14 protein-coding genes are annotated in these 20,126 nt (G+C 70.9%); 3 read left to right on the top strand and 11 right to left on the bottom strand.

Translation table 11 applies throughout. The features are described from left to right. The 6 genes from D7W82_RS28475 to mglB form a co-directional block, all read right to left on the bottom strand. Window positions 1–1,283 (bottom strand): tetratricopeptide repeat protein (locus D7W82_RS28475; RefSeq protein WP_120621351.1); only part of this gene is annotated, 1,283 nt, incomplete at its 3' end. After that, on the bottom strand, window positions 1,280–4,708 hold the full coding sequence (locus D7W82_RS28470) for a tetratricopeptide repeat protein (protein WP_120621350.1): 3,429 nt from the start codon (window positions 4,706–4,708) through the stop codon (window positions 1,280–1,282). The genes D7W82_RS28475 and D7W82_RS28470, both read right to left, overlap by 4 nt. A gap of 2 nt (window positions 4,709–4,710) precedes the next feature. Next, window positions 4,711–7,116 (bottom strand): tetratricopeptide repeat protein, encoded by a 2,406-nt coding sequence (locus tag D7W82_RS28465; RefSeq protein ID WP_120621349.1) that lies wholly within the window; start codon window positions 7,114–7,116, stop codon window positions 4,711–4,713. A gap of 13 nt (window positions 7,117–7,129) precedes the next feature. Next, the gene (locus D7W82_RS28460; protein WP_120621348.1) at window positions 7,130–7,918 is read right to left on the bottom strand and encodes a dihydrolipoamide acetyltransferase; all 789 of its coding nucleotides are present in this window, start codon (window positions 7,916–7,918) and stop codon (window positions 7,130–7,132) included. 108 nt (window positions 7,919–8,026) lie between these two features. Further along, window positions 8,027–8,614: a gliding-motility regulator Ras-like GTPase MglA gene (mglA, locus tag D7W82_RS28455; protein ID WP_014394794.1), complete on the bottom strand. Its 588-nt coding sequence runs from the start codon at window positions 8,612–8,614 to the stop codon at window positions 8,027–8,029. Window positions 8,615–8,625: 11 nt separating this feature from the next. Beyond that, window positions 8,626–9,105 (bottom strand): gliding-motility regulator GTPase-activating protein MglB, encoded by a 480-nt coding sequence (gene mglB / locus D7W82_RS28450; RefSeq protein ID WP_002637270.1) that lies wholly within the window; start codon window positions 9,103–9,105, stop codon window positions 8,626–8,628. Window positions 9,106–9,328: 223 nt separating this feature from the next. Here mglB and D7W82_RS28445 point away from each other — a divergent pair, with 223 nt between their 5' ends. The 3 genes from D7W82_RS28445 to D7W82_RS28435 are packed head-to-tail and all read left to right on the top strand — an operon-like array spanning window position 9,329 to window position 14,819. Continuing rightward, window positions 9,329–10,894: a carboxypeptidase regulatory-like domain-containing protein gene (locus D7W82_RS28445; RefSeq protein ID WP_120621347.1), complete on the top strand. Its 1,566-nt coding sequence runs from the start codon at window positions 9,329–9,331 to the stop codon at window positions 10,892–10,894. A 49-nt stretch (window positions 10,895–10,943) separates the two neighbouring features. Next, a complete protein-coding gene (locus D7W82_RS28440) occupies window positions 10,944–12,911 on the top strand; it encodes a hypothetical protein (protein ID WP_120621346.1) in 1,968 nt (655 codons plus the stop codon). 3 nt (window positions 12,912–12,914) lie between these two features. Beyond that, on the top strand, window positions 12,915–14,819 hold the full coding sequence (locus tag D7W82_RS28435) for a protein kinase (protein ID WP_120621345.1): 1,905 nt from the start codon (window positions 12,915–12,917) through the stop codon (window positions 14,817–14,819). A 9-nt stretch (window positions 14,820–14,828) separates the two neighbouring features. On the opposite strand, the gene recR is transcribed toward D7W82_RS28435, so the two are convergent. The 5 genes from recR to D7W82_RS28410 form a co-directional block, all read right to left on the bottom strand. Beyond that, window positions 14,829–15,422, bottom strand: a complete 594-nt coding sequence (gene recR / locus D7W82_RS28430) for a recombination mediator RecR (protein WP_014394798.1) — start codon at window positions 15,420–15,422, stop codon at window positions 14,829–14,831. Between the two features lie 6 nt (window positions 15,423–15,428). Further along, a complete protein-coding gene (locus tag D7W82_RS28425; protein WP_014394799.1) occupies window positions 15,429–15,746 on the bottom strand; it encodes a YbaB/EbfC family nucleoid-associated protein in 318 nt (105 codons plus the stop codon). Window positions 15,747–15,844: 98 nt separating this feature from the next. Then, window positions 15,845–16,909 carry a DNA polymerase III subunit gamma/tau gene (locus D7W82_RS28420; RefSeq protein WP_233587985.1) on the bottom strand — a complete coding sequence of 355 codons (1,065 nt, stop codon included), beginning with the start codon at window positions 16,907–16,909 and terminating at the stop codon, window positions 15,845–15,847. Between the two features lie 262 nt (window positions 16,910–17,171). Beyond that, window positions 17,172–18,380, bottom strand: a complete 1,209-nt coding sequence (gene dnaX, locus D7W82_RS28415) for a DNA polymerase III subunit gamma/tau (protein ID WP_043321171.1) — start codon at window positions 18,378–18,380, stop codon at window positions 17,172–17,174. 77 nt (window positions 18,381–18,457) lie between these two features. Further along, the gene (locus tag D7W82_RS28410) at window positions 18,458–19,996 is read right to left on the bottom strand and encodes an NAD(P)/FAD-dependent oxidoreductase (RefSeq protein WP_120621344.1); all 1,539 of its coding nucleotides are present in this window, start codon (window positions 19,994–19,996) and stop codon (window positions 18,458–18,460) included. Window positions 19,997–20,126: the final 130 nt, after the last annotated feature.

Raw genomic sequence — 20,126 nt, 5'->3', positions numbered from 1 at the left:
GGGTTGGCCTCGGGGGCCTTGGCGGCTTCGGCGGCCTTCTTCAGGCCCTCCTTGCGCTCGCGCTCGCGGCGGCGGGTCTCCCGGTCGATGCTCTTCTGGGCGTCCTTGAGGTACTGCGCGGTGCGCTCGTCGGTGCCGCCCTTGGACTTGTACTGCTCCAGGAAGGACGTGGCCTTCTGGAGGCGCTCCAGGGTGTCCATGCCGGCGGGCTCCAGGTCCAGGTGGAGCAGGCCCAGGTTGAAGTACACGTCCTTCGCGTCGGGCTGGAGCTGGAGCACGCGCTCGTACTCGGCCAGGGCGCGGGGGAAGTCCCCTTCGCCGCGGTAGGCGTTGCCCAGGTTGAGGTGGGCGGCGGCGAAGTCCGGCGCGGCCTTCACGGAGGCCTCCAGCTCCACGCGGGCGCCGGCGTAGTCCTCGCCCTCGTTGAGCAGGGTGCCCAGGTTGTTGCGCGCCTCGGCGAAGTCCGGCCGGAGCGCGATGGCCTGGCGGAAGCGCTCCAGCGCCAGGGGGCGCTCCTTGAGGCCCAGGTGCACCAGGCCCAGGGCGTTGAGGGTGGCCGCGTCCTGCGCGTCGATGGCGAGCGCGTTTCCCAGCACCATGGAGGCCAGCTCGTACTTGCCCTCGCGGGCGTACACCTGCGCGAGCACCTGCATGGCGGGCACGTGCTGCTCGCTGACCTGGAGCGCGCGGCGGGCCTCCGCGACGGCGGCCGGGTGCTTCTTCTGCAAGAGGAGGTTCAACGCCAGCGCCGTGCGCCGGGCCACCGAGTCCTGCTTCGTCAGCGCCTCGCGCAGCTCCGCCTCCAGCGACGCCGCGCGGCCCGTGCGCGCCACCAGCCGCACCAGGCAGTCCCACGCGGCCTCCTGGTCCGGGTCCAGCGCCAGCGCCTGGCGGTAGGAGCGCTCCGCGTCCGGGAAGCGGCCCTGGCGCTCCTGCACGATGCCCAGGTTCGTCCACGCGGGGCCCAGCTTCGGGGACTTCTCCAGCAGGGTCTTGAGCGCGGTCTCCGCGATGGTCAGCTCGCCGCGCCGGGCGACCTCCACCGCGCGGGTGAAGTCCTTCTCCGGGCCGGCGAGCGACTTCGCGACCGGCGCGGGTTCCTTCGCCTGGGGCTTCGTGTCGCCAGCCTTCACGTCACCAGACTTCGGCGACGTGCTGACGGCGGTGGCGGGCCCGGCTTCCGGCCCGGTGAGCTTCGAGTCCTTGCGCGTCTCCGGACCGGAGGCGCAGGCGGACAGCCAGAGCACGAGCCCGGTGAGGGCGAACTTGCGGCCCGCGTTCATGGCGTGCCCCCTTCCGTGAGCCGGGGCGCCTTGTCCGGGTCGGCGCGCGCGGGCGCGGGCGGCGCGGCGAGGCTGCCCAGCAGGCCATCCGGATACACGGCCTCCGACGCGAGCGCCCCCCGGGCCTCCTTGAGGACGGGGTACTCCTTCGGGCGGAAGCGGTTGAGCGACTCCTGCGTGCGGCGCGTCCACTCGTTGGAGACGCGGTTGTTGCGAGCCTCCTTGAGCGTGGCGGCGTAGCTCTCCACCGCGCGGTCCTCCAGGGCCACGGTGCGCTGCGTGAGCATGTCCTGGTACGTCAGCACCGCGTCGTCCCCCAGGCGCTTCACCTCCGGAGGCACGGGCGCGTCCAGCAGCGTGGCCGCGAAGCGCTCCAGGGCGTAGCCGCGCCGGTAGAACGACGCCAGCGACCACTCCAGCTGCTTGTACGGCAGGACCTTCGCGTACGCGGCATCCACCGCCTTCACGGCCTCGGTCTTCTTGCTGAAGCTCTTCTCCAGCGCCTTGCCGGAGCCGCTGAGCTTCAGCGCGTCGAAGCGCTGGAATTCCAGCTCGGCCAGCTGGAAGCGGCTGTACGCGGCGGCTTCCGCGGCGCGCGGCTGCGTGTCCGGCTTCAGCTTGCGGCGGTCGAAGTCATCCGCGGCGGCGGCGTACGCGCGCTCGGCTTCCTTTGTGTTGCCGCGCTTCTTCCACGCGTCGCCCAGGCGGCGCCTGGCGTCCACCACCAGCTCCACCTGGTCCGCCTTGCTGGCGAACTTGCGGACGAAGGCCTCCAGCGCCTGGATTTCGCCCTTCGTGTCGCCCGACTTCTCCAGGATGCGGGCCGCGCGGTACTGGTTCTCCGGCGCGCTCTTCCCGTGGGGGTACAACTCCACGGAGCGCTGGAAGGCGGCCGCGGCCTCCGCGTAGCGCTGCTGTCCTTCGAGCAGCGACGCCGCGTTGAAGAGCGCGGCCTCTCGCTCCTCGGCCTTCGGGTAGTCCTTCACCAGCTTCTGGTAGCTGGTGACGGCCTTGTCGAAGTCGTAGGACTTCTGCGCGTTGAGGGCCACGCGGAACAGTGCCGTATGCGCCCACGGCGACTTCGGGTAGTCGCGGTAGATGCGCTCGTAGAGCTTCATCGCGGAGTCGAAGCGGCGCAGCTCCTCGTAGGCCACCGCCGCGTTGTTGAGCGCCTTGTCCGCGAACTCGTGGCGGGGGGCCTCCTCCACCAGCTGGAGGTACTTCTTCGCGGCCTCGTCGTAGCGCTTCTGCGCGGCCAGCTGGTCCGCCAGGTTGAAGCGGCCGGCGAGCTTGAACTTCATCAGCTCGCGGTACTGCTCGCTGGACGGGTCCACCACCTGCGCGTTGCTGGCGAGCCGCGCGCTGACCTCCTCCACGCTCTTCCAGTCCTGGTCGATGAGGAAGGACTCGATGATGAGGTTGGTGGCGTAGCCGGCCACCGGGTTGCGCGGGTACGTCTGCACCACGCGCTCGAAGCGGGGGCGGGCCTGGGCGAAGTCGTCGTGCGTGTAGAAGAGCTCCGCGGCCTGGTAGGCGATGCCGGGCGCGGCCTCCTCCTTGGGCAGGATCGCCACGTACGCGTCGGACGCCTTCACGAGCGCGGCCTCCGTCGGGGCCAGGGCCACGGGGGCGTGCGCGCTGTCCTTGGGGCGCTCGCTGGCGCGCAGCGGCTTGCGCTCCGGCACGCGGCCCGCCTTCACGTCCTCGTCCAGCTGCGCCTTCCAGGCGAGCACCGCGTTGTGCGCGGACACGTCGCGGTAGACGTTGTCCTGGTTGGAGTCGCGCACGGCCGAGTACTCCTTCGCCGCCGCGCCGTACGCGTCCGAGTTGAAGAGGGACTCGGCGTGGAAGAAGCGCATCGCGTACGCGGTCTTGCTGCGCGGGAAGCGCTCCAGGTACGTGCCGTACGCGCGCGCCGCGGCCGCGTAGGTGGCCTTGGACTCCGCGGCCTTGCCCTCCTTCTGGAAGGCCTGCGCCTGCTGGTGCTGGTACGCGGCGGCGGAGTAGAGGCTCTGCTCGGCGAGCGTCTGCGCGTGCGACAGCGCGTTCGGGTCGTCCTTGTTCTTCTCGTACCAGGCGCCGCCGGGCAGGTAGTCGTTGGCCAGCCTCTCCGACTCGCGCGCGTACAGGTCCATGCGCCGGTCGCGCTCATAGGCCTGGACGATGCGCTGCTGCAGGCGGGGCGCGTCCGTGGTGAGCGGGTCGGTGGCCAGCACCTGCTGATACGCGGCAATGGCCTCCGGGTTGCGGAGCTGGTCGAAGTAGACGTGGCCCAGCCGGCGGTACACCTCCGGCTCGTAGGGCCGGCCGCCGCGCTTCGCGAAGAGGTCGCGGGCCTTCGCCACGCCGCCCCAGGACTCATCCGCGAGCGACAGCGCGATGTACTGGAGCGCCTCCGAGCGCAGGTCGCCTTCGTCCGCCTTGCTGCCGGACTGCTGGTGGGACTGGTAGTGGTCCAGGAGCAGCAGGAAGCTGTCCACGGACTCCTCGAACCAGTCCATGCGGTAGTACGTCCAGGCCAGCTTGTAGCGGGCCTTGTCGTAGAACCGGTGCTCCGTGTCGCGCGTGGCGGCGGTGTACGCCTCCGCGGCCTTGCGCAGCGCCTCCGGGTCGGTCTCCTCCTCGAACCAGTACTCGCCGATGCGCGTCCACGCGTCGGTGGCGAAGCGGCTCTTCGGGTAGCGCGTGGTGAGCTGCTGGTAGGTGGCGAGGCTCTCCTCGTCCTTGTGCTGCTCGTTGAGGCAGTACGCCAGCAGGTACAGGGAGCCGTCGTTGAGCTTGTAGTCCGGGAAGCGCGCGAGGAGCGTGCGGTACACGCCGATGGACGGCGTGAAGTCCACGTCCGGCTCCGGCGGCAGGTCCGCCATCGCCTCGTCGGACATCGTGCGCACGCGCTCCGCGTAGTCCTTGCGCGCCAGCTGGTGCTCGTCCGTGGAGCGCTCGTAGTACAGCTCCGCCAGCCGGAACATCACGTCCGGCGTGGCGCGGGGCTCGTCCGGGTAGCGGCGCAGGAAGTCCTCGGCCCGGGCGATGGCGTCCAGCCGCTGCGTGCGCTCCTGCGACTCCAGCGCGGTGAGAGTCTTCTCGTAGGCGTTGTTGAGCGCCGAGCGCTTCTGCTGGTAGCGCCGCTCGATGAGCTGCTTCACCTCGCGGTGGAAGTCGCGCGACTCCGCCTCGTACGCCTCCAGCGCGCGGCTCACGTCGCGCAGCAGCTTCTCCTGTTCGGGCGTGTGGCCCAGTCCGTCCAGGTAGCGCGAGGTGTTGGACGCGGGCGCTGCCGCGGGCGCGGGCTGCGCCTTCGCGGGAGGGGTGGTCGCGGAAGGCGTGGAGGCCTTCTTCGCGGCCTGGCCAGGCGTCCTGGCCTTCGCGGCGTGAGCGGCCAGCGGCGCCAGGGCAATGAGGAGGGCGAGGGCAGGGCGGCGCATGCTCAGTCCCCCCCTTCCGACGACAGAACGTCCTTGAACTCCAGGTCGAGCGCGCGCAGCGCGTCCGACTTCTCCTTGGCGACCTTCTGGATGTTCGCGGTGTTGTCCTGCGTGCGGCTGAAGGCCACGTCCACCGTGCCGGTGTCGGCCTTGAGCACCAGGTCGTAGAACTGCTGCCGCACGCGGCGGAAGCTCTCGTAGGCGATGCGGCCCACCAGGTTGCGCGCGTCACCGGACGCGGCGGCCACCTCCTGCTCGTAGCCCTGGAGCAGCGCCTGCTCCACGCGCACCTTGTCGCGGATGGACTTCACGCGGTTCTCCAGCCGCGCGCGCAGCGCCACCCGGGCCACCGCCACCCGGCCGCGCAGCGAGTCGATGCGCGTGCGTACCGTGTGCATGCGCAACAGCACGCGGGTGTCCTCGCCGGACAGCCGGCCTTCACCGGCGCGCAGGACGCCGTGCTCCTGCTGGAGCGCGGCGGAGTAGCGGGCGCGGATGGCGGCCTCGCCCTCCAGCGACGTGTCCGTGGACTGGCGCTCACTGGCGAGCCGGGCGCGGGTGCGGTCCAGCTCCGCCTGCAGGTCCTTCAGCGTGGCGATCTCCGCCTGGAGCTGCACCAGGAACTCGCGCTCCTCGGCGGGGTCCGCCTGCCGCTCGTCGCGCGTGTCCTCCACCCACTTGCGGATGGCGGCGGCGTTGGCGTGCAGGCTCTGGAGCTCGTAGCCCACGCGGAAGGCCTCGCGGTCCACCAGGTCCACCTTGGCCTGCATGCGGTGGCGGCGCTCCTCCAGCTCCTTGTTGGTGGTGGGCAGCGCCGCGAAGCGCAGCCGCTGGGCCTCGCGCGCGCCCTGGGCGACGAGCAGCTTCTCGCGCTCGGCGGGCGTCAGCTTCTCCTCCACCAGCGCGGCCTCCGCCTGCACCAGGGACTGCTCCACGGCGGTGAGCGCGGTGTCCACGGCCTCCGTGCGGACGTAGCCCTCCTGCAACTCCGGGAAGGCCTCCAGCCCGCGCGCGTCCAGCGCCTCCAGGATGCGCTCCGCGATGGCCTTCGCCTCGCCCGCGCCCTGACGGCCGCTGTCCAGGTCGCCCACCATCCGCACCGCGTCCGCGACCTCCTTCTGCGTGGACGCGTACTTCAGCGCCAGCGGGGGCAGCAGGGTGCTCACGTCCAGCGAGCGCTCGTTGCGCGCCAGCAGGTTGTCGAAGTACGCGACCGGGTCGTGGTTCACGCGCAGCAGCGCGTCCACCTTGTCGCGCGCGGGCGTGAACATGCGCGCCACGCCGTCATACGTCTCCAGCGCCTCGTCGTACTGATGCAGCTTCTGGAGCAGGTGCCCCTGGAGGATGCGCGCCTCGGGGGCGAGCTGCGAGTCCGGCGCGACGAGCAGCAGGATGTCCGTGGCGTTCTTCGCCTGCGTGAAGTCCTGCTTGCGCACGTACGTCCACGCGACCTCCAGCAGCGACTCCGGGAAGCGCTCGCTCTCGCGCGGAATCTGGCCGTAGTGGTCCAGCGCCTCGTCGTAGCGGCCCGTCTCGTACATCAGCCGGCCCAACGACAGGAACGCGAGCTCACGGAAGCGCTGGGCCTCTGTCTCCGCGAGGCCGGTGGACACCACGGCCTCCGGCCCGGTGCCCACGATTCGCTGGAACTGCGCGATGGCGGCCGGGTAGTCCCCGCTCTGCACGCTCAGGACGCCCAGGTGGTAGACGGCCTGCACGCGGAAGGCGCCGGGCGCCTGCGCCAGCGGGGCGAACAGCGCGCGCGAGCGCTGCTGGTGCTCGTCCGGCGTCAAATCCAGGCGCTTGAAGGTGCCGCGCGCGTGCACGTAGGCGATGTCCGGCGCCAGCACGCCGCCCGACAGCTGCCGCGCCTTCTCCACGTACGCGTCGATGCCGTCGAACTGCTGGAGCCTGCCCGCCACCGCGAGGTAGCGGCTCACGGCCTCCTTGTAGCGCTGCGGCGTCAGGTTCAGCGACAGCACGTCGCGCAGGTACACCCGCGCGCCGATGTCGTTCTTCTGCTGGTAGAGCGCGTCCGCCAGGTAGAAGACCGCCTCCGGGTAGCGCGGGTTCGCCTTGAACGCCGGGTCGCTCACCAGGTCGTAGAAGAGGACGGACGCCGCGGCCCAGTCCCCCAGGAGCGAGTACACCTCGCCCTCGGAGAAGCGCTTGAGCTGCGAGTCGGTGCTGCTGGGCTCGGGGCGCTCCGTGAACTGCGTCTCCACGAAGCGCAGCGACAGCTCCGCGGTTCTCAGCTGCGCCTCCACCGCTTCCACCGACGCCGCGCGCGCGCTCAACGAAGCGGGCATGGGCGGCAGCGCGGCCCCCGGCTTGGAGGCCTGGGGCGCCGGAGCGGGCGCGGCCCCGAGGGACAGCGCGAGGGCCAGGGCGTGCAGCGTCGCGGTCACGGCCTTGCGCTCCCTACTTCGGCTCGCTGGAGGTGGTGGCCGGCGCGGCGGGCGTCCCCGGTGCGCCCCCGGCCTCCGAGCCGGCGGGACGGTTCGCGCGCGTGTCCTTGGCCACTTCGATGTCGTAGCGCACCGCGGGCCGGTCCTTCAGGTCCGTGGTGAGGCCGCCCTTCTCCACGCCCACCACGTTCACCGTGGTGACCTTTCCGGACTCCGCGTTGAAGGTGTAACTGGATTGCACCTTGAATTTGTAGCCTTCCAGGTAGCTGAACACGCCGTAGCCGCTGCCGCGGTACACGAGCCGCACCGCGAGCTGGTGCTGGCCCGGCACGATGCGGCCGTTGAAGACCTCCAGCGACTGGTGCCGGTTCAGGTCTCCCTGCGTGTCCACCTGGGTGAAGATGGGCGCGCCGTCCAGCGCGTACACCACCGACTCCAGCTGGAACGCGTTGCCCATCTCGTTCTTGTGCACCAGCACCGCGCGGGCGCCGGTGGACAGCTCGCCGCCCATCACCGACTCCTGGAGCAGCAGCAGGCGCGCCTTGGAGCGGTAGATCTTCTCCTTCAGGTCGACGACCTGCTCCTCCAGCGTCTTCACGCGGGACGTGAAGGCCTCATCCGCCGTCTGGTCGCCCGCGGGTGCTTGCGCGGCGGGCGCTTGCGGCGTGCCAGCGGTCACGGAAGCAGCGGCGGCCGGAGGCGGGGAAGCAGGGGAGGGGGACGCACCTTGCGCGAACACCGGCCCGGACAGGCCAGCGCTCAGGAGCGCAAGAAGACGGAAGGTGGCGGATGCGACGCGCACGGTACGACCTCGGAAGGCGGCTCTGCCCGACGGCACGAGGTCATACCATCCTTTGCCGGGGGCTGCCCGGTGGGGGCCAGCCCGCCGGGCAGGACAGCAGGCGGAGTGTCAACCGCCCTTGCGCAGCTCGGTGAGGACCAGCTTGGCCACGGCCTTGAGCGTGTCGAACACGCCCACGCCCGTGGGCGCCACGGCCTGGTACTCCGGGATGTTCCGCGGGTTGAGCGCCTTGCGCATCTCCTCCACGGTCACCGCGTTGGGCAGGTCGCGCTTGTTGTACTGCACGACGTACGGAATCTTGTTCAGGTCGTAGCCCTGCTCCGCCAGGTTGATGCGCAGGTTCTCCAACGACTCCATGTTGGCTTCCATGCGCTCAATCTGGCTGTCGGCGACGAACACCACGCCGTCCACGCCCTTGAGGATGAGCTTGCGGCTGGCGTCGTAGAACACCTGGCCGGGCACCGTGTAGAGGTGGAAGCGCGTCTTGAAGCCGCGGATCTCACCGAGCGACAGCGGGAGGAAGTCGAAGAAGAGCGTGCGGTCCGTCTCCGTGGAGAGGGAGATGAGCTTGCCCTTCGTGTCCGCCGCGGTCTTGTTGTAGATGTACTGAAGGTTGGTCGTCTTCCCGCAGAGGCCCGGCCCGTAATAGACAATCTTGCAGTTGATTTCGCGGGATGAGTAATTGATGAAGGACATGGCTTCCCGGGTTACTCGCTGAAGAGGTTGTCGATATCGTCGTCGGAGATCTCGGCGAACGGCGAACCGGCTCCGGGGCTGTCGGTCTTCTTCACGAGGCTTTCGAAGATCTTCGTCAGCTCGTCGCTGGCCTTCTTGATGCGCAGGCGCACCAGACCCAGGCTCGTGCGGTTGTCGAAGATGACGACCAGCACCACGCGGCTGCCCACGATGGTCATGTAGAGGCTGTCCTTCGCCCCTTCATGGAACTGGTTGGGGAACTCATTCTCCCCGATGAGCTTCGCGAGTCCGCCCATGGCGGCCACGTTGCCGGCCGTCAGCGACGCGAGCGACGTGGTGTCGATGTTCTGCGTCTGGCCGGCCGAGGAGATGAGCTGGCCGTTCTTGTCGACGAGGAAGACCACCTTCGCGTTCGCGTCCTTGGTGAGCCGGTCGCAAACGGCGTTGATCTTGGTGAACTCCTCTTCGTACATCACCAGTTGCGTGCCCATGGGCGTATGCGCTCCTCAGCGTTCGCTCGCCCCGCGCACGGCGGCGCTCCGATGTTTCTGGAGTGAATCCCGGAGGTTAGACGAGGCGCTACCGACCGCCGTCATGCTTAGCAAAGCAGTTCCACTCCAGCAAGAAGCCAGCCGTGATCCGCGCCGCTTCTTGAAGGAATGACGGGTTCGCGGGTTGGGACACCTGCCCCTCTTCTCTATACTCTCCCGGGCCTTGCGCCGCCCGAGCCCCCTCACCGACATCCTCCTGCCCCTCGTCGTCCTCGTCCTGGCGCTCGCCTGGACCGGGGCCGCCCATGCGCAGGCCCCCGAGTCCGAGCGCGCCTCGCTGCGCCTCCGCTACGGGCTGTCCTCCCGCCAGGGTGGGCAGGTGGATGTAGGGCCCGGGCTCACCTACAGCGGGCTGACGCCGAACGACGTGGCGCTGACGTTGATGGGCTGGGCGGGGGAGTACCTGGGCGGCCAGGTGGATCTGCAGCGCGAGGCCTTCGAGCTGCGGGATGCCTCTTCGCGCGTGACGGGGGGCAGCCTGGTGCGCGGCTCGCTGGGGCCGCGCGGGCGCCTGTCGCTGGGGCCGGTGCGGCTGGAGCTGGGGGCGGGCTACGGCTTCGCGCAGCTGCCGCTGTTTGGCGGGTTCACCTACGCGCCGGTGTTGCAGCGGGGTGTGCGGCACGCGGCGCTGATTTCAGGCCGGGTGCTGGTGGCGCTGCCGGCTCAGCTTCAGTTGGAGGCGCGCGGCGAAGTTCCGCTGACGCTCTCCGCGCACGCGGCGGACGGGCTGAAGGCGTCGTCGTCCGGCTACGTGGTGGGCGCGGCGCTGTCGTATCCGGTGGTGCACCGGGACGGCTGGACGGGGCGCGTGCTCCTGGACGTGCAGCAGGCGCACGACACGATGGAGCTGGAGGACAGCGGCCTGCGCTCCGAGCAGCGGATGCGCCGCATCGGCCTGGGCTTCGAGGTGGTGCTGGGCCGTGTGGACCGGACGTCGCGGCCCGTGGGCCCGCGCCAGGCCTTCGTCTCGCTGAGCGTGGTGGACGAGGAGACGGGCGCACCGCTTCCGGGCGCGCACGTGCGCGTGCCCTCCTTGAAGACGCCGGGCACGGACGAGGAGCTGGTCGCGGACGCGCAGGGACAGCTGCGGGTGCTGCTCCCCGAGGGCGCGCAGTCCACGCAGGCCCGCGTGGACGGCTATGAGGACGCGACGGCGGTCACCACCGTCAGCGGCGATGCCACGGAGAGCGCGCCGGTCCAGCTCCGCCTGCGCAAGAAGGCGCCGAAGACGGGCTCGCTCAAGGTGAAGGTGGTGCAGGGCAGGAACAGCGTGCCGGTTCCGGACGTGCAGGTCGTCTCCGGCACCGCGCGGCTGCGCACGGACAAGGCCGGCGAGGTGCTGCTGGAGGGGCTGGAGCCGGGGCCCGTGGCCATCGCGATGTCCGCGCCGGGCTTCCGTCCCACGGAAGAGGCCGCGGTGGTGGTGGCGGGGCAGACGTCGGAGCTGGTGGTGGTGCTGTCGCAGGACCGCAAGGGAGAGCTGGCCTCGCTGGTGGGCCAGGTGCGCAGCGCTCGGAGCGGCCGTCCGCTGGTGGCGACGGTGACCATTCCCCAGGCGAAGGTGCGCACGCGCACGGACAAGAGCGGCGCCTTCACCGCGCGCGTCCGCGGCGGCACGTACCGCATCACCCTGTCCGCGCCGGGGCACCGGACCCAGACGAAGCTGGTCACCGTGCGCGAAGGCGAGCAGGCCATTCTCAACGTTGATTTGTTCCCGAGGGGCCGGTGAGTCGCGCGGCAGTGCCGCGACGCGCCCGTCCGTCGTCGTCGAGGTTTCAGTGAGTCCAGTCCGCATCCTGGCGCTGTCGCTGCTCGTCCTCCTCTCCGGCTGCTCGGGGTGTGAACGCGAGGAGGCGCCGAAACCTCCGCCAGTGGTGGAGGTGGACGCGGGGGCCGTCGTTCCCATTGGCCGCCTGGAGGGGCTGTCCGGCGACGTGCGCCTGGAGCGCGGCGGCAAGGTGGGCCCCGCGGTAGAGGGTCCGCTGCTCGCGGGCGACGCGGTGGAGACAGGTGAGAGCGGATCCGCGACGGTGCGCTTCCCGGGCGACCGGACGGTGGAGGTGGGCAGCGAGGGCCGGTTCGCGGTGGGCTCGGACGCGACGGGCATCGTGATGAAGGTGGAGCGCGGCATCGTGCTGTCGCGCGTGCCCGCGGGCGGGAAGGCGGACAGCGCGGGCTCCAAGGTGACGTTGAACATCCTCACCCCCTTCGGCCTCACGCGCGTGGGGCCGGATCCGTCGGAGGTGAAGGTCGCGGTGGCGGAGGACTCGGCGCGGGTGGAGGTGAAGCTGGGCGCCATCGAGCTGGTCTCCAAGGACGGCAAGACGCTGCGCGCGGCGCAGGGCGACGCGGTGGACCTGACCCGCGAGCGCGCGCAGGTGTCGCCCGCGGCCCCGCGTGTCGTGGAGCTGGCGCCCATCCCGGTGACGGTGCGCGCGACCTCGGGCGTCGCGGAGGTGAAGGCGAAGGACACGGGCCGCTGGCGCAAGGTGCGCCGCGAGGGCGAGGTGCTGGCCTTCGGCGACGGCGTGCGGACGAAGGGCGGCGAGGCGGTGCTGTCACTCAAGGACAGCGGCACGGTGCTGACGCTCGCTCCAGGCGCGGAGGCGGTGCTGGAGAGCGCGGGACAGCAGGGCACCGTCGACGAGGCGCGCGTCAACCTGCTCCAGGGACTCTTGGCCGTGCAGCTCGCCATGGGACGAGAGAGCCGCGTGGTGCTGCCGGGGATGACGGTGGAGTCCGGCGGAGGCGCGAGGCTGGAGATCCGCCGCACCGACGCCGGCATGCAGGTGGCGGCGCACACGGGCGACGTGACGCTGCGACGGGGCGAGGCGCGGCAGGAGCTGCGCGCGGGAGAGCGCGCCACGGTGGGCAAGGACGGCAACGCGAAGGTGGAGCCGCTGGAGGAGGCGGTGGTCGCGGTGGGCCCGGGCGACGGCACGGAGGTCTTCCACCGGGGGCTTTCGGAGGTGGCGCTCACCTGGGAGGGCGAGGGCGACGCGGTGGTGGAGGCGGCGCAGGACGCGGCCTTCAAGCGCCCGGTGCTCTGGGGCCGCGTGCACCGCGCTTCCGTCAACGTGTCCGCGCTGGCGAAGGGCACGCTGTACTGGCGGGTCCGCAAGGACGACGGCACGCAGGTGGCGGCGGGCAGCGTCCACTTCGCGCCGGAGTCCCCCACCCGCTCGCTGGCGCGCGTGCGCAACGTGGTGCCGGAGGGGCCGGAGAAGACGACCATCTTCTACCAGGACAAGCCCCCGGCGGTGACGTTCACCTACGGCGAGGAACCGCAGGCCCGTAGCTATCGCGTGGCGGTGTACAAGGCGGGCTCGCTGGCGACGCCGGTGGTGCAGCGCACGGTGTCGGAGCCGCGCGCGGCGCTGGAGGCGGGGCAGCTGGGCGAGGGCAGCTACCTGTGGTCCGTCACGCCGCTGTCGCAGGCGGGCGCGGCCCTCAAGGGCGGGCGGATGAACAAGCTGGAGCTCGTCTACGACAACTCGGTGGTGGGGCTGGTGGTGGACAGCCCGCGCCAGGGTGTGCCGGCGGCGGAGAAGGTGCGGGCTTCGGGGGTGGCGCCCGTGGACGCTCGCCTGTCCATCAACGGACGGGCCGTGCCCCTGGACGCCAAGCACCGCTTCGATACCTGGGTGGCCCCCATGGGAATGCCCCCCCTGCTGGTGTTTAAGATGACGCGCCCTGGTGCCCCGGACGTACTCACGGTGCGCACCCTGAAGCAGCGAGGACCTTGAGGGATGGCACAGACCCACGTTCCCATTCCGGATCCCGCCGGCGCGTCCACCGCGACGCTCCTCCAGCCGTATGGGCAGTACGTGCTCGTGCGCAAGCTGGCCGAGGGCGGCATGGCGGAGATCTTCCTCGCCAAGCTGCTGGGCGCGGACGGCTTCGAGCGCAACGTGGTGCTCAAGCGGATGCTGCCGACGCTGTCGGCCATCCCGGACTTCGTGGAGATGTTCCGCGACGAGGCGCGGCTGGCGGCGAAGCTGTCGCATCCGCACATCGTGCAGATCCACGAGCTGGGCTTCACGGACGGCTGCTACTACATCTGCATGGAGTACCTCGCGGGCGAGGACTTCTCCACGACGCTGCGGCTCGCGGGCCGGCGGCGCCAGTACGTGCCGCTGCCGGTGGTGATGCGGGTGCTCATCGACGCGGCGCGGGGCCTGCACTTCGCGCACACCTTCACCAACGAGCAGGGCCAGCCGCTGCACGTGGTGCACCGGGACGTGTCGCCGTCCAACCTGTACGTGACGTACCAGGGCCAGGTGAAGGTGCTGGACTTCGGCATCGCCAAGGCCGAGTCGCGCCTGGTCCAGACGCGCACGGGCGTGGTGAAGGGCAAGTACATCTACATGGCGCCGGAGCAGGCGCAGGGGAAGGAGGTCGACCACCGCGCGGACGTCTTCTCCCTGGGGGTCAGCCTCTACGAGGCCGTCACCCACGTGCGGCCCTTCTCCCGCGAGAACGACCTGGCGGTGCTCAACGCGCTGTTGCAGGGCGAGTTCGAGAAGCCGCGCGCGCTGAGGGCGGACCTGCCGCAGGGGCTGGAGGACATCATCCTCAAGGCCATGGCGTTCAAGCCGGAGGACCGGTACGCGACGTCGGAAGAGTTCGCGGATGCGCTGGAGCGCTTCGCGGCGGAGTTCCAGGGCGGGGCCGCGAGCGCCCCGGCGCTGGGCACGTTCCTGCGCAACCACTTCGGCGAGGAGCGCGTCACGGAGAAGACGCGCATCCCCACGATGGCCACGCTCACTGCCGCGCGTCCGACGGACCCCGAGTTCGCGGCCGTCGCGCAGCCCTTCGCCGGCGCTGGGACGAACACGTATGGGCAGCAGGTGGCCCGTCCGAGCAGCACGGGCGTGAGGGCGCTGACCTCGCAGAACAAGGCGGCCCCCGTGCAGGCTCCCGAGCCGGAGGTCGTGCCGAGCGCGCCTCCGGCAAAGCCCGCGTCCCGGCGTTGGCTCCTGGGGGTGGTGGGCGGCCTGGGGCTGGTGGCCGCGGGCGTGGCGTTCGTCGTCGCGCGGCCCGGTGGCTCCGCGGCGAACGTTCCGCCTCCGGTGCAGCAGGCCGTCGCGCCCGTGGCGAGTGGGGCTCCGGCGGCTCCGGCCCCGGGCTCACAGGCTCCGGCGCAGCAGGCCGCCGCGGGCATGCAGGGGCAGGGCGCACCCACGGGGACGCAGGCCCAGGGGCCTGAAGGCACCGCGCCCGGAGACATTCAGGGCACCGTGCAGGACGGCACGCCGGGCGGTGACGCGGTGGCGACGTCCGTGACGGATTCGCGCCCGGTGGACGACGGGGCGGAGGACACGTCCCCTCGCAAGGGAGTGAAGAAGCCGGCGGCGAAGGAGCCCGTGTCGCTGGGCATCGACGACATCCAGCGCGTGGTGTCCGGCGGCCGCTCGAAAATCACGGGCTGCTTCGAGCGCTACAAGTCCGACCTGCCGGCGGCCTCGGGCGAGGTGCAGGTGGAGCTCACCATCGTGTCGTCCGGCAAGGTGCGCGCGGGCACGCGCGGGCCGCTGGCGTCCACGGCGGTGGGCCGCTGCCTGGAGACGCAGGCCCAGAGCCTGCGCTTCCCGGTGCACCGCGACCAGGAGGTCACCGTGCTGATGCCGTTCTCGTGGACGGTGACGCAGTAGCCCGCGCCGTCACAGGTCCCGGCGGGCGGACAGCGCCTTGGCGAGCGTGGCCTGGTCCGCGAACTCCAGGTCGCCGCCCATGGGCAGGCCCTGCGCGATGCGCGTCACCCGCAGGCCCATCGGCTTGAGCAGCCGCGTGAGGTAGAGCGCGGTGGCTTCACCCTCGATGTCCGGGTTGGTGGCGAGGATGATCTCCTCCACCCGGCTGTCGTTGAGGCGGTGCAGCAGCTCCTTGATGCGCAGCTGCTCCGGGCCCACGCCTTCCAGCGGGGACAGCACGCCGTGCAGCACGTGGTAGCGGCCCTTGAACTCGCGGGTGCGCTCCAGCGCCATCAGGTCCGAGTACGTCTCCACCACGCACAGGGCGCGCTCGTCGCGGCGGTTGTCGCGACAGAAGCCGCACAGCTCCGAGTCGGTGAGGGAGAAGCAGCGCACGCACAGGTGCACCTTCTCCTTCACCTCGCGGATGGCCTGCGAGAGGTCGACGGCGAACTCGCCCGGCGCCCGCAGGATGTGGAACGCGAGGCGCTGGGCGGTCTTCTCACCAATGCCCGGCAGCTTCGCGAGCTGGGCGACCAGGCGGTTCAGCGGATCGGGAGTCATCCGTCGTTAATTAATGCCGGGGATCTTCACGCCGCCGGAGATCTTCGCCAGCTCGGCGTTCATGTGCTGGCGGCTGTTCGCCAGGGCAGCGTTCACGGCGGCGGTGACGAGGTCCTCGAGCATCCCCGGATCGTTGGGGTCGATGGCGCTCTTGTCGATCTTGATGCTGCGGATCTCCTGCACGCAGTTGGCGACGACCGTCACGAGGCCCTCGCCGGACTTCGCCTCGACGGTCTCTTCCGCCAGCTGCTTCTTCCGCTCCTCGATCTTCTCGGTGAGCTTGTTCGCCTGTCGGATGAAGTAGTTCAGGTCGATGCCGGGCATGTGCTTCCTCGGTCCCCGGTCGTGGGAGCGCGGGGCCGCCATGGCGCCGCTCGGAGCAGGGACGTTGCCGCGCACCCTAGCGGGGCCGCGCGGCGTTGTCAGTCGTCAGGAGCAGCGGGGACGTCCGGGAGGCTGGCCGGTGGCCGCTCGGGCTCGTAGACCTGGATGTGTTCGATTTCGCCGCCCAGCATCTTGAGGATGGCCCGCACGGACGCGTGGGAGCGCACCTTGCCCTCGGTGCTCTTCTCGTGGGTGTTGCGGGTCTGGGTGTCCACCTCGGAGAGGCTCAAGCCCATGCCGCCCGGGAGGACGTCCTGGGTCTGGGGCACGTCCGTGATGGTGAGCTTCACGGCCCGGCCGAAGTGCGAGGCCAGCGCCGCGTCCACGGTGGCCTTGCCCCCGGGCGACACCACGGCGGCCTTGTGGAAGGCGGCGGAGGGCGGGAAGCCCAGGACGATTTCGCCCGCCTTCATGGACTGGAGGCGGCCGTTGGCGAGCGCCGTGCCGTGGCGCACGGACGTGGACTTCACGGTCTCCACGGCGGCGCGCCAGCGCTCGGGCAGGGAGCGGTTGGGGTTGTCGCGGCTGGTGGAGACGGGCGCCATCGCGGGCGGCGGCTCGGGTTCCGGCGGCTCCGGCTCCGGGGCGGCGGGCTCCGCGACGGGGATGCACTCGCCGGAGGCACAGCCTTCGGCGGAGCCCTCTTCCGGGAACATGCGCTCGTCCGCGTCCTCGTCGCCGTGCCGCGGAGGTTCGGGCGGAGCCACGGGCTCCGGCTTGCGCATGTTGGTGATGCGCACGGTGGGCGTGGCGGGTTCGGGCGCGCGAGCCGCGGGCGTGGGAGCGGGAGCCGGGGGCTGGGCGCCGCCGTGGCGGAGGAAGGAGAGGGGACGGGCCGCGGATGGAGGCAGGTCGTCCATGACGACGCCCGGGACCGGAGAGGGCTCCATCGCGGGGGCCGCGCCACCGCCATTGCGCAAGAAGGACAGCGGGCGCGCGGCGGACGGAGACAGGTCGTCCATCACCACTGGCGCGGGAGACACGGCGGCGGGAGCGGGAACGGGACCGCCCGCGCTGCCGCCATTGCGAAGGAAGGAGAGGGGACGGGCCGCCGAGGGGGACAGGCCCTCCATCAGCGCGGCCGGTGGCGTCGGGGTGGCCACGGCGGACGCACCGGCCGGGACCGGTTCACCGCGTGATGCGGAGGGCGCTGGAGCGCGCGCGTCGTCGAAGGGCCGGACGGTGGCGCCAGCGTGCGCGGACGGACCCTGCGTTTCGAACGGACGCGGCGTTGCTCCCGCGTGCGCGGACGGACCCTGCGCTTCGAACGGACGCGGCATGGCGCCCGTCTGCGCGGGAGCACCCGGACCTTCGACAGGGCGTGGCGCTGCTACGGGCGCGGGCGCGCGGACCTCGGCCTGGACCTCAGACGCGAAAGTTCGCGGGACCGGAGCGACCTCCTGGCGCTCCGGTCGTGTTCTTCGCGCCTTCCGCGCCAAGGCCCGCTGACAGCCGCTCCACGCGGGCCAGCAGGTCGGGAATGGAACCGGCCGGGGACAGCTGGATGGCCTTGAGCAGCGCCATCTCCAGCGCCAGCCGGGGCTGCGCCGCTCGCGACACGTCCCAGATGCAGCCGTGCACGATGTCGAACAGCCGCGACAGCTGCGCCGTGTCCGCTTCCTTCGCCAGCGCCACGAGCGCCTTCTGCTCGGACTCCGCCAGCTCCGCGGGCGCCTCGCCCAGCGACTTCGTCACGAAGAGGTGCCGCAGCTGCAGCGCCAGCTCCTCCGCCAGCCGCTTCAGGTCCAGGCCCCGGTTGAACACCTCATCCACCCGGCCCAGCACGCGCTTCGCGTCCTTGCGGACCAGCGCCTCCGCGAAGTCCTGCACCACCGTGCGGTCGATGGCGCCCATCGCCTCCGCGACGGCCTCGTCCGTGGGGTTGGGACCGCACGACGCCAGGATCTGGTCCAACAGGCTCAGCGCGTCGCGCATGCCGCCTTCGGACTGGCGCACCACCAGCGACAGCGACTGCTCGGAGATGCCCGCGCCTTCCGCCTGGCAGATCTCCTTCAGGCGCTGGAGCATCCGCGCCGCGGAGATGCGCCGGAAGTTGTGGCGCTGGCAGCGCGACAGGATGGTGTCCGGGAGCTTGTGCGCCTCCGTCGTCGCGAAGATGAACTTCACGTGACCGGGCGGCTCCTCCAGCGTCTTCAGGAGCGCGTTGAACGCCGCGCCGGAGAGCATGTGGACTTCGTCGATGATGTAGATCTTGTGGCGGTCGCGCTGCGGCAGGTACTTCGCGTTCTCGCGAATCTCGCGGACGTTCTCGACGCCGTTGTTGGACGCACCGTCGATCTCCGCCACGTCCACGCTGGTGCCGGCGGTGATTTCGGTGCACGCCCGGCAGGTGCCGCACGGGGTCGCCGTGGGGCCCTGCTCACAGTTGAGCGCCTTGGCGAGCAGGCGGGCGGCCGTCGTCTTGCCCACCCCTCGGGGACCGCAGAACAGGTACGCGTGCGCGACCCGGTCCATCTTGATGGCGTTCCCGATGGTCCGGACCACGTGCTCCTGGCCGGTCATGTCATCGAACTTCTGCGGGCGCCATTTGCGGGCGAGGACGAGGTAGCTCATGGGGACAACCATCTAAACACGGCGGGCAAAAGGATCCATGGAACGTCCATTCCGCCCGCCGTGAGACGCACTCCGTGTCAGCGTCCGAGCGCCTGTAGCACCACGTTGGCCGCGTTGTGGCCCGCCGCGCCGATGACACTGCCCGCCGGGTGGCAGCCCGCGCTGCAGAAGTAGAGCCCCTGCACCGGCGTCTCATAGGGCAGCCGGTCGGTGAACCCGCGCTTGTTGTCCACATGATGGATGTGGCCGCGGGTGATGCCGAAGTGGGACTCAATCTTCGGCGGCGTGAGCGCGAAGTACTCCTGCACCAGGTCGATGGTGCCGGGTGCGAAGCGGTCGCAGATGGACAACAGGTGCTTCACGTAGCGCGCCTCCTCCTTCTCCCAGGTGGTGCCCGTAAGCTTCTCCGGCACCCACTCCACGAAGAGGGCGGAGTTGTGGTGCCCTTCCTCGTCCTTCAGGGTCGGGTCCACCGTGGTGTGCACGTACCACTCGATGGAGGGGAACTCCGCCAGCCGTCCGGCCTGCGCCTCCTTGTAGCCGTGCGCGAGCGCCCCCAGCACGTCGTCCTCCTGGGGCAGCAGGTGGATGGTGGGCCCGAACTGGCCCCGGTCCTCCGGCAGGCAGGTGAAGGTGGGCAGGGACTTGAGGCACAGGTTCACCTTCAGCGTGGTGCCCGGCGCGGACAGCCCGTCCACCTTGCGGCGGTAGTCCTCCGGCAGCGCCTTCGTGTCCACCAGCTTCAGCGTGCGGAACGGATCCGCGTTGGAGACGACGACCTTCGCGGACAGCTCCTCGCCGTTCTCCAGCACCACGCCCTTCACCACGCCGCCGTCCACGCGCACCGACGCCACCTTCGCGTTCGTGCGCAGCTGGGCGCCGTGCTTGCGCGCAAGCGCCGCGATGCGCTGGGTGACGGTGCCCATGCCGCCTTCGACGATCATCCACGTGCCGCCGCTGCCCGGCAGCCGGCAGAGGTTGTGCACCAGCAGGTTCATGCCCGTGCCCGGCGTGTCATAGCCGCCGTCCAGGCCGGAGAACGCGTCGGTGACGGCGTACATCGCCTTCACGAAGTCGGACTTGTAGCCGAAGCGCTCCAGGTACTCGCGCGCCGTGCCGCGACACAGCCGGATGAAGTGCTGGCGCAGGGCCGGGCGCACGTAGCGCTCCGCCGTCTCCTCCAGCGACAGGGGGGGCAGGAGCCACGCGGGCGCCAGGTCCTCGCGCAGCGCCCCCAGCTCCGCGTTCATCGCGACGTGGGCGTTCCAGTCCGCTTCGGAGAAGAACTCGCGGAACTGCCGCTCCAGCTCCCGCTCATCCGAGCCGAAGAGCAGGTAGCGCTTGTCCATCGTGGGAAGGAAGTAGTGCGGGTCGCGGCGCTTGAGGGGCAGCTCCAGCTGGAGCTCCTGGAGCAGCTCCGGCGGCATCAACCCCAGGAGGTACGCGCCGGTGGAGACGCCCAGCTTCGGGGCCGTGCGGAACGGGTACTCCGTCTTGCACGCGCCGCCCACCTGGTCCTTCTCTTCCAGCACGGTGACCGACAGGCCCCGGCGCGCGAGCATCGCCGCCGCGACAAGTCCGTTGTGGCCCGCGCCCACCACGATGACGTCTGGCATGTCTTCCTCCTTGGGGAAAAGGCCGTTCCTACCCGAGCCACGGCCTCCCCGACAAACACCGTGCGTCTTGCGCTGGACGACAGGGCCGGAAAGAGTCGCGCCCGCCACGTGAACGCCCCCACCTCCGACG

This window comes from Corallococcus sp. CA049B, assembly GCF_003611685.1.
Lineage (GTDB): Bacteria > Myxococcota > Myxococcia > Myxococcales > Myxococcaceae > Corallococcus > Corallococcus coralloides.
Note: the sequence above shows the minus strand (reverse complement) of the source record. Positions and strands in the feature narration are given on the sequence as shown.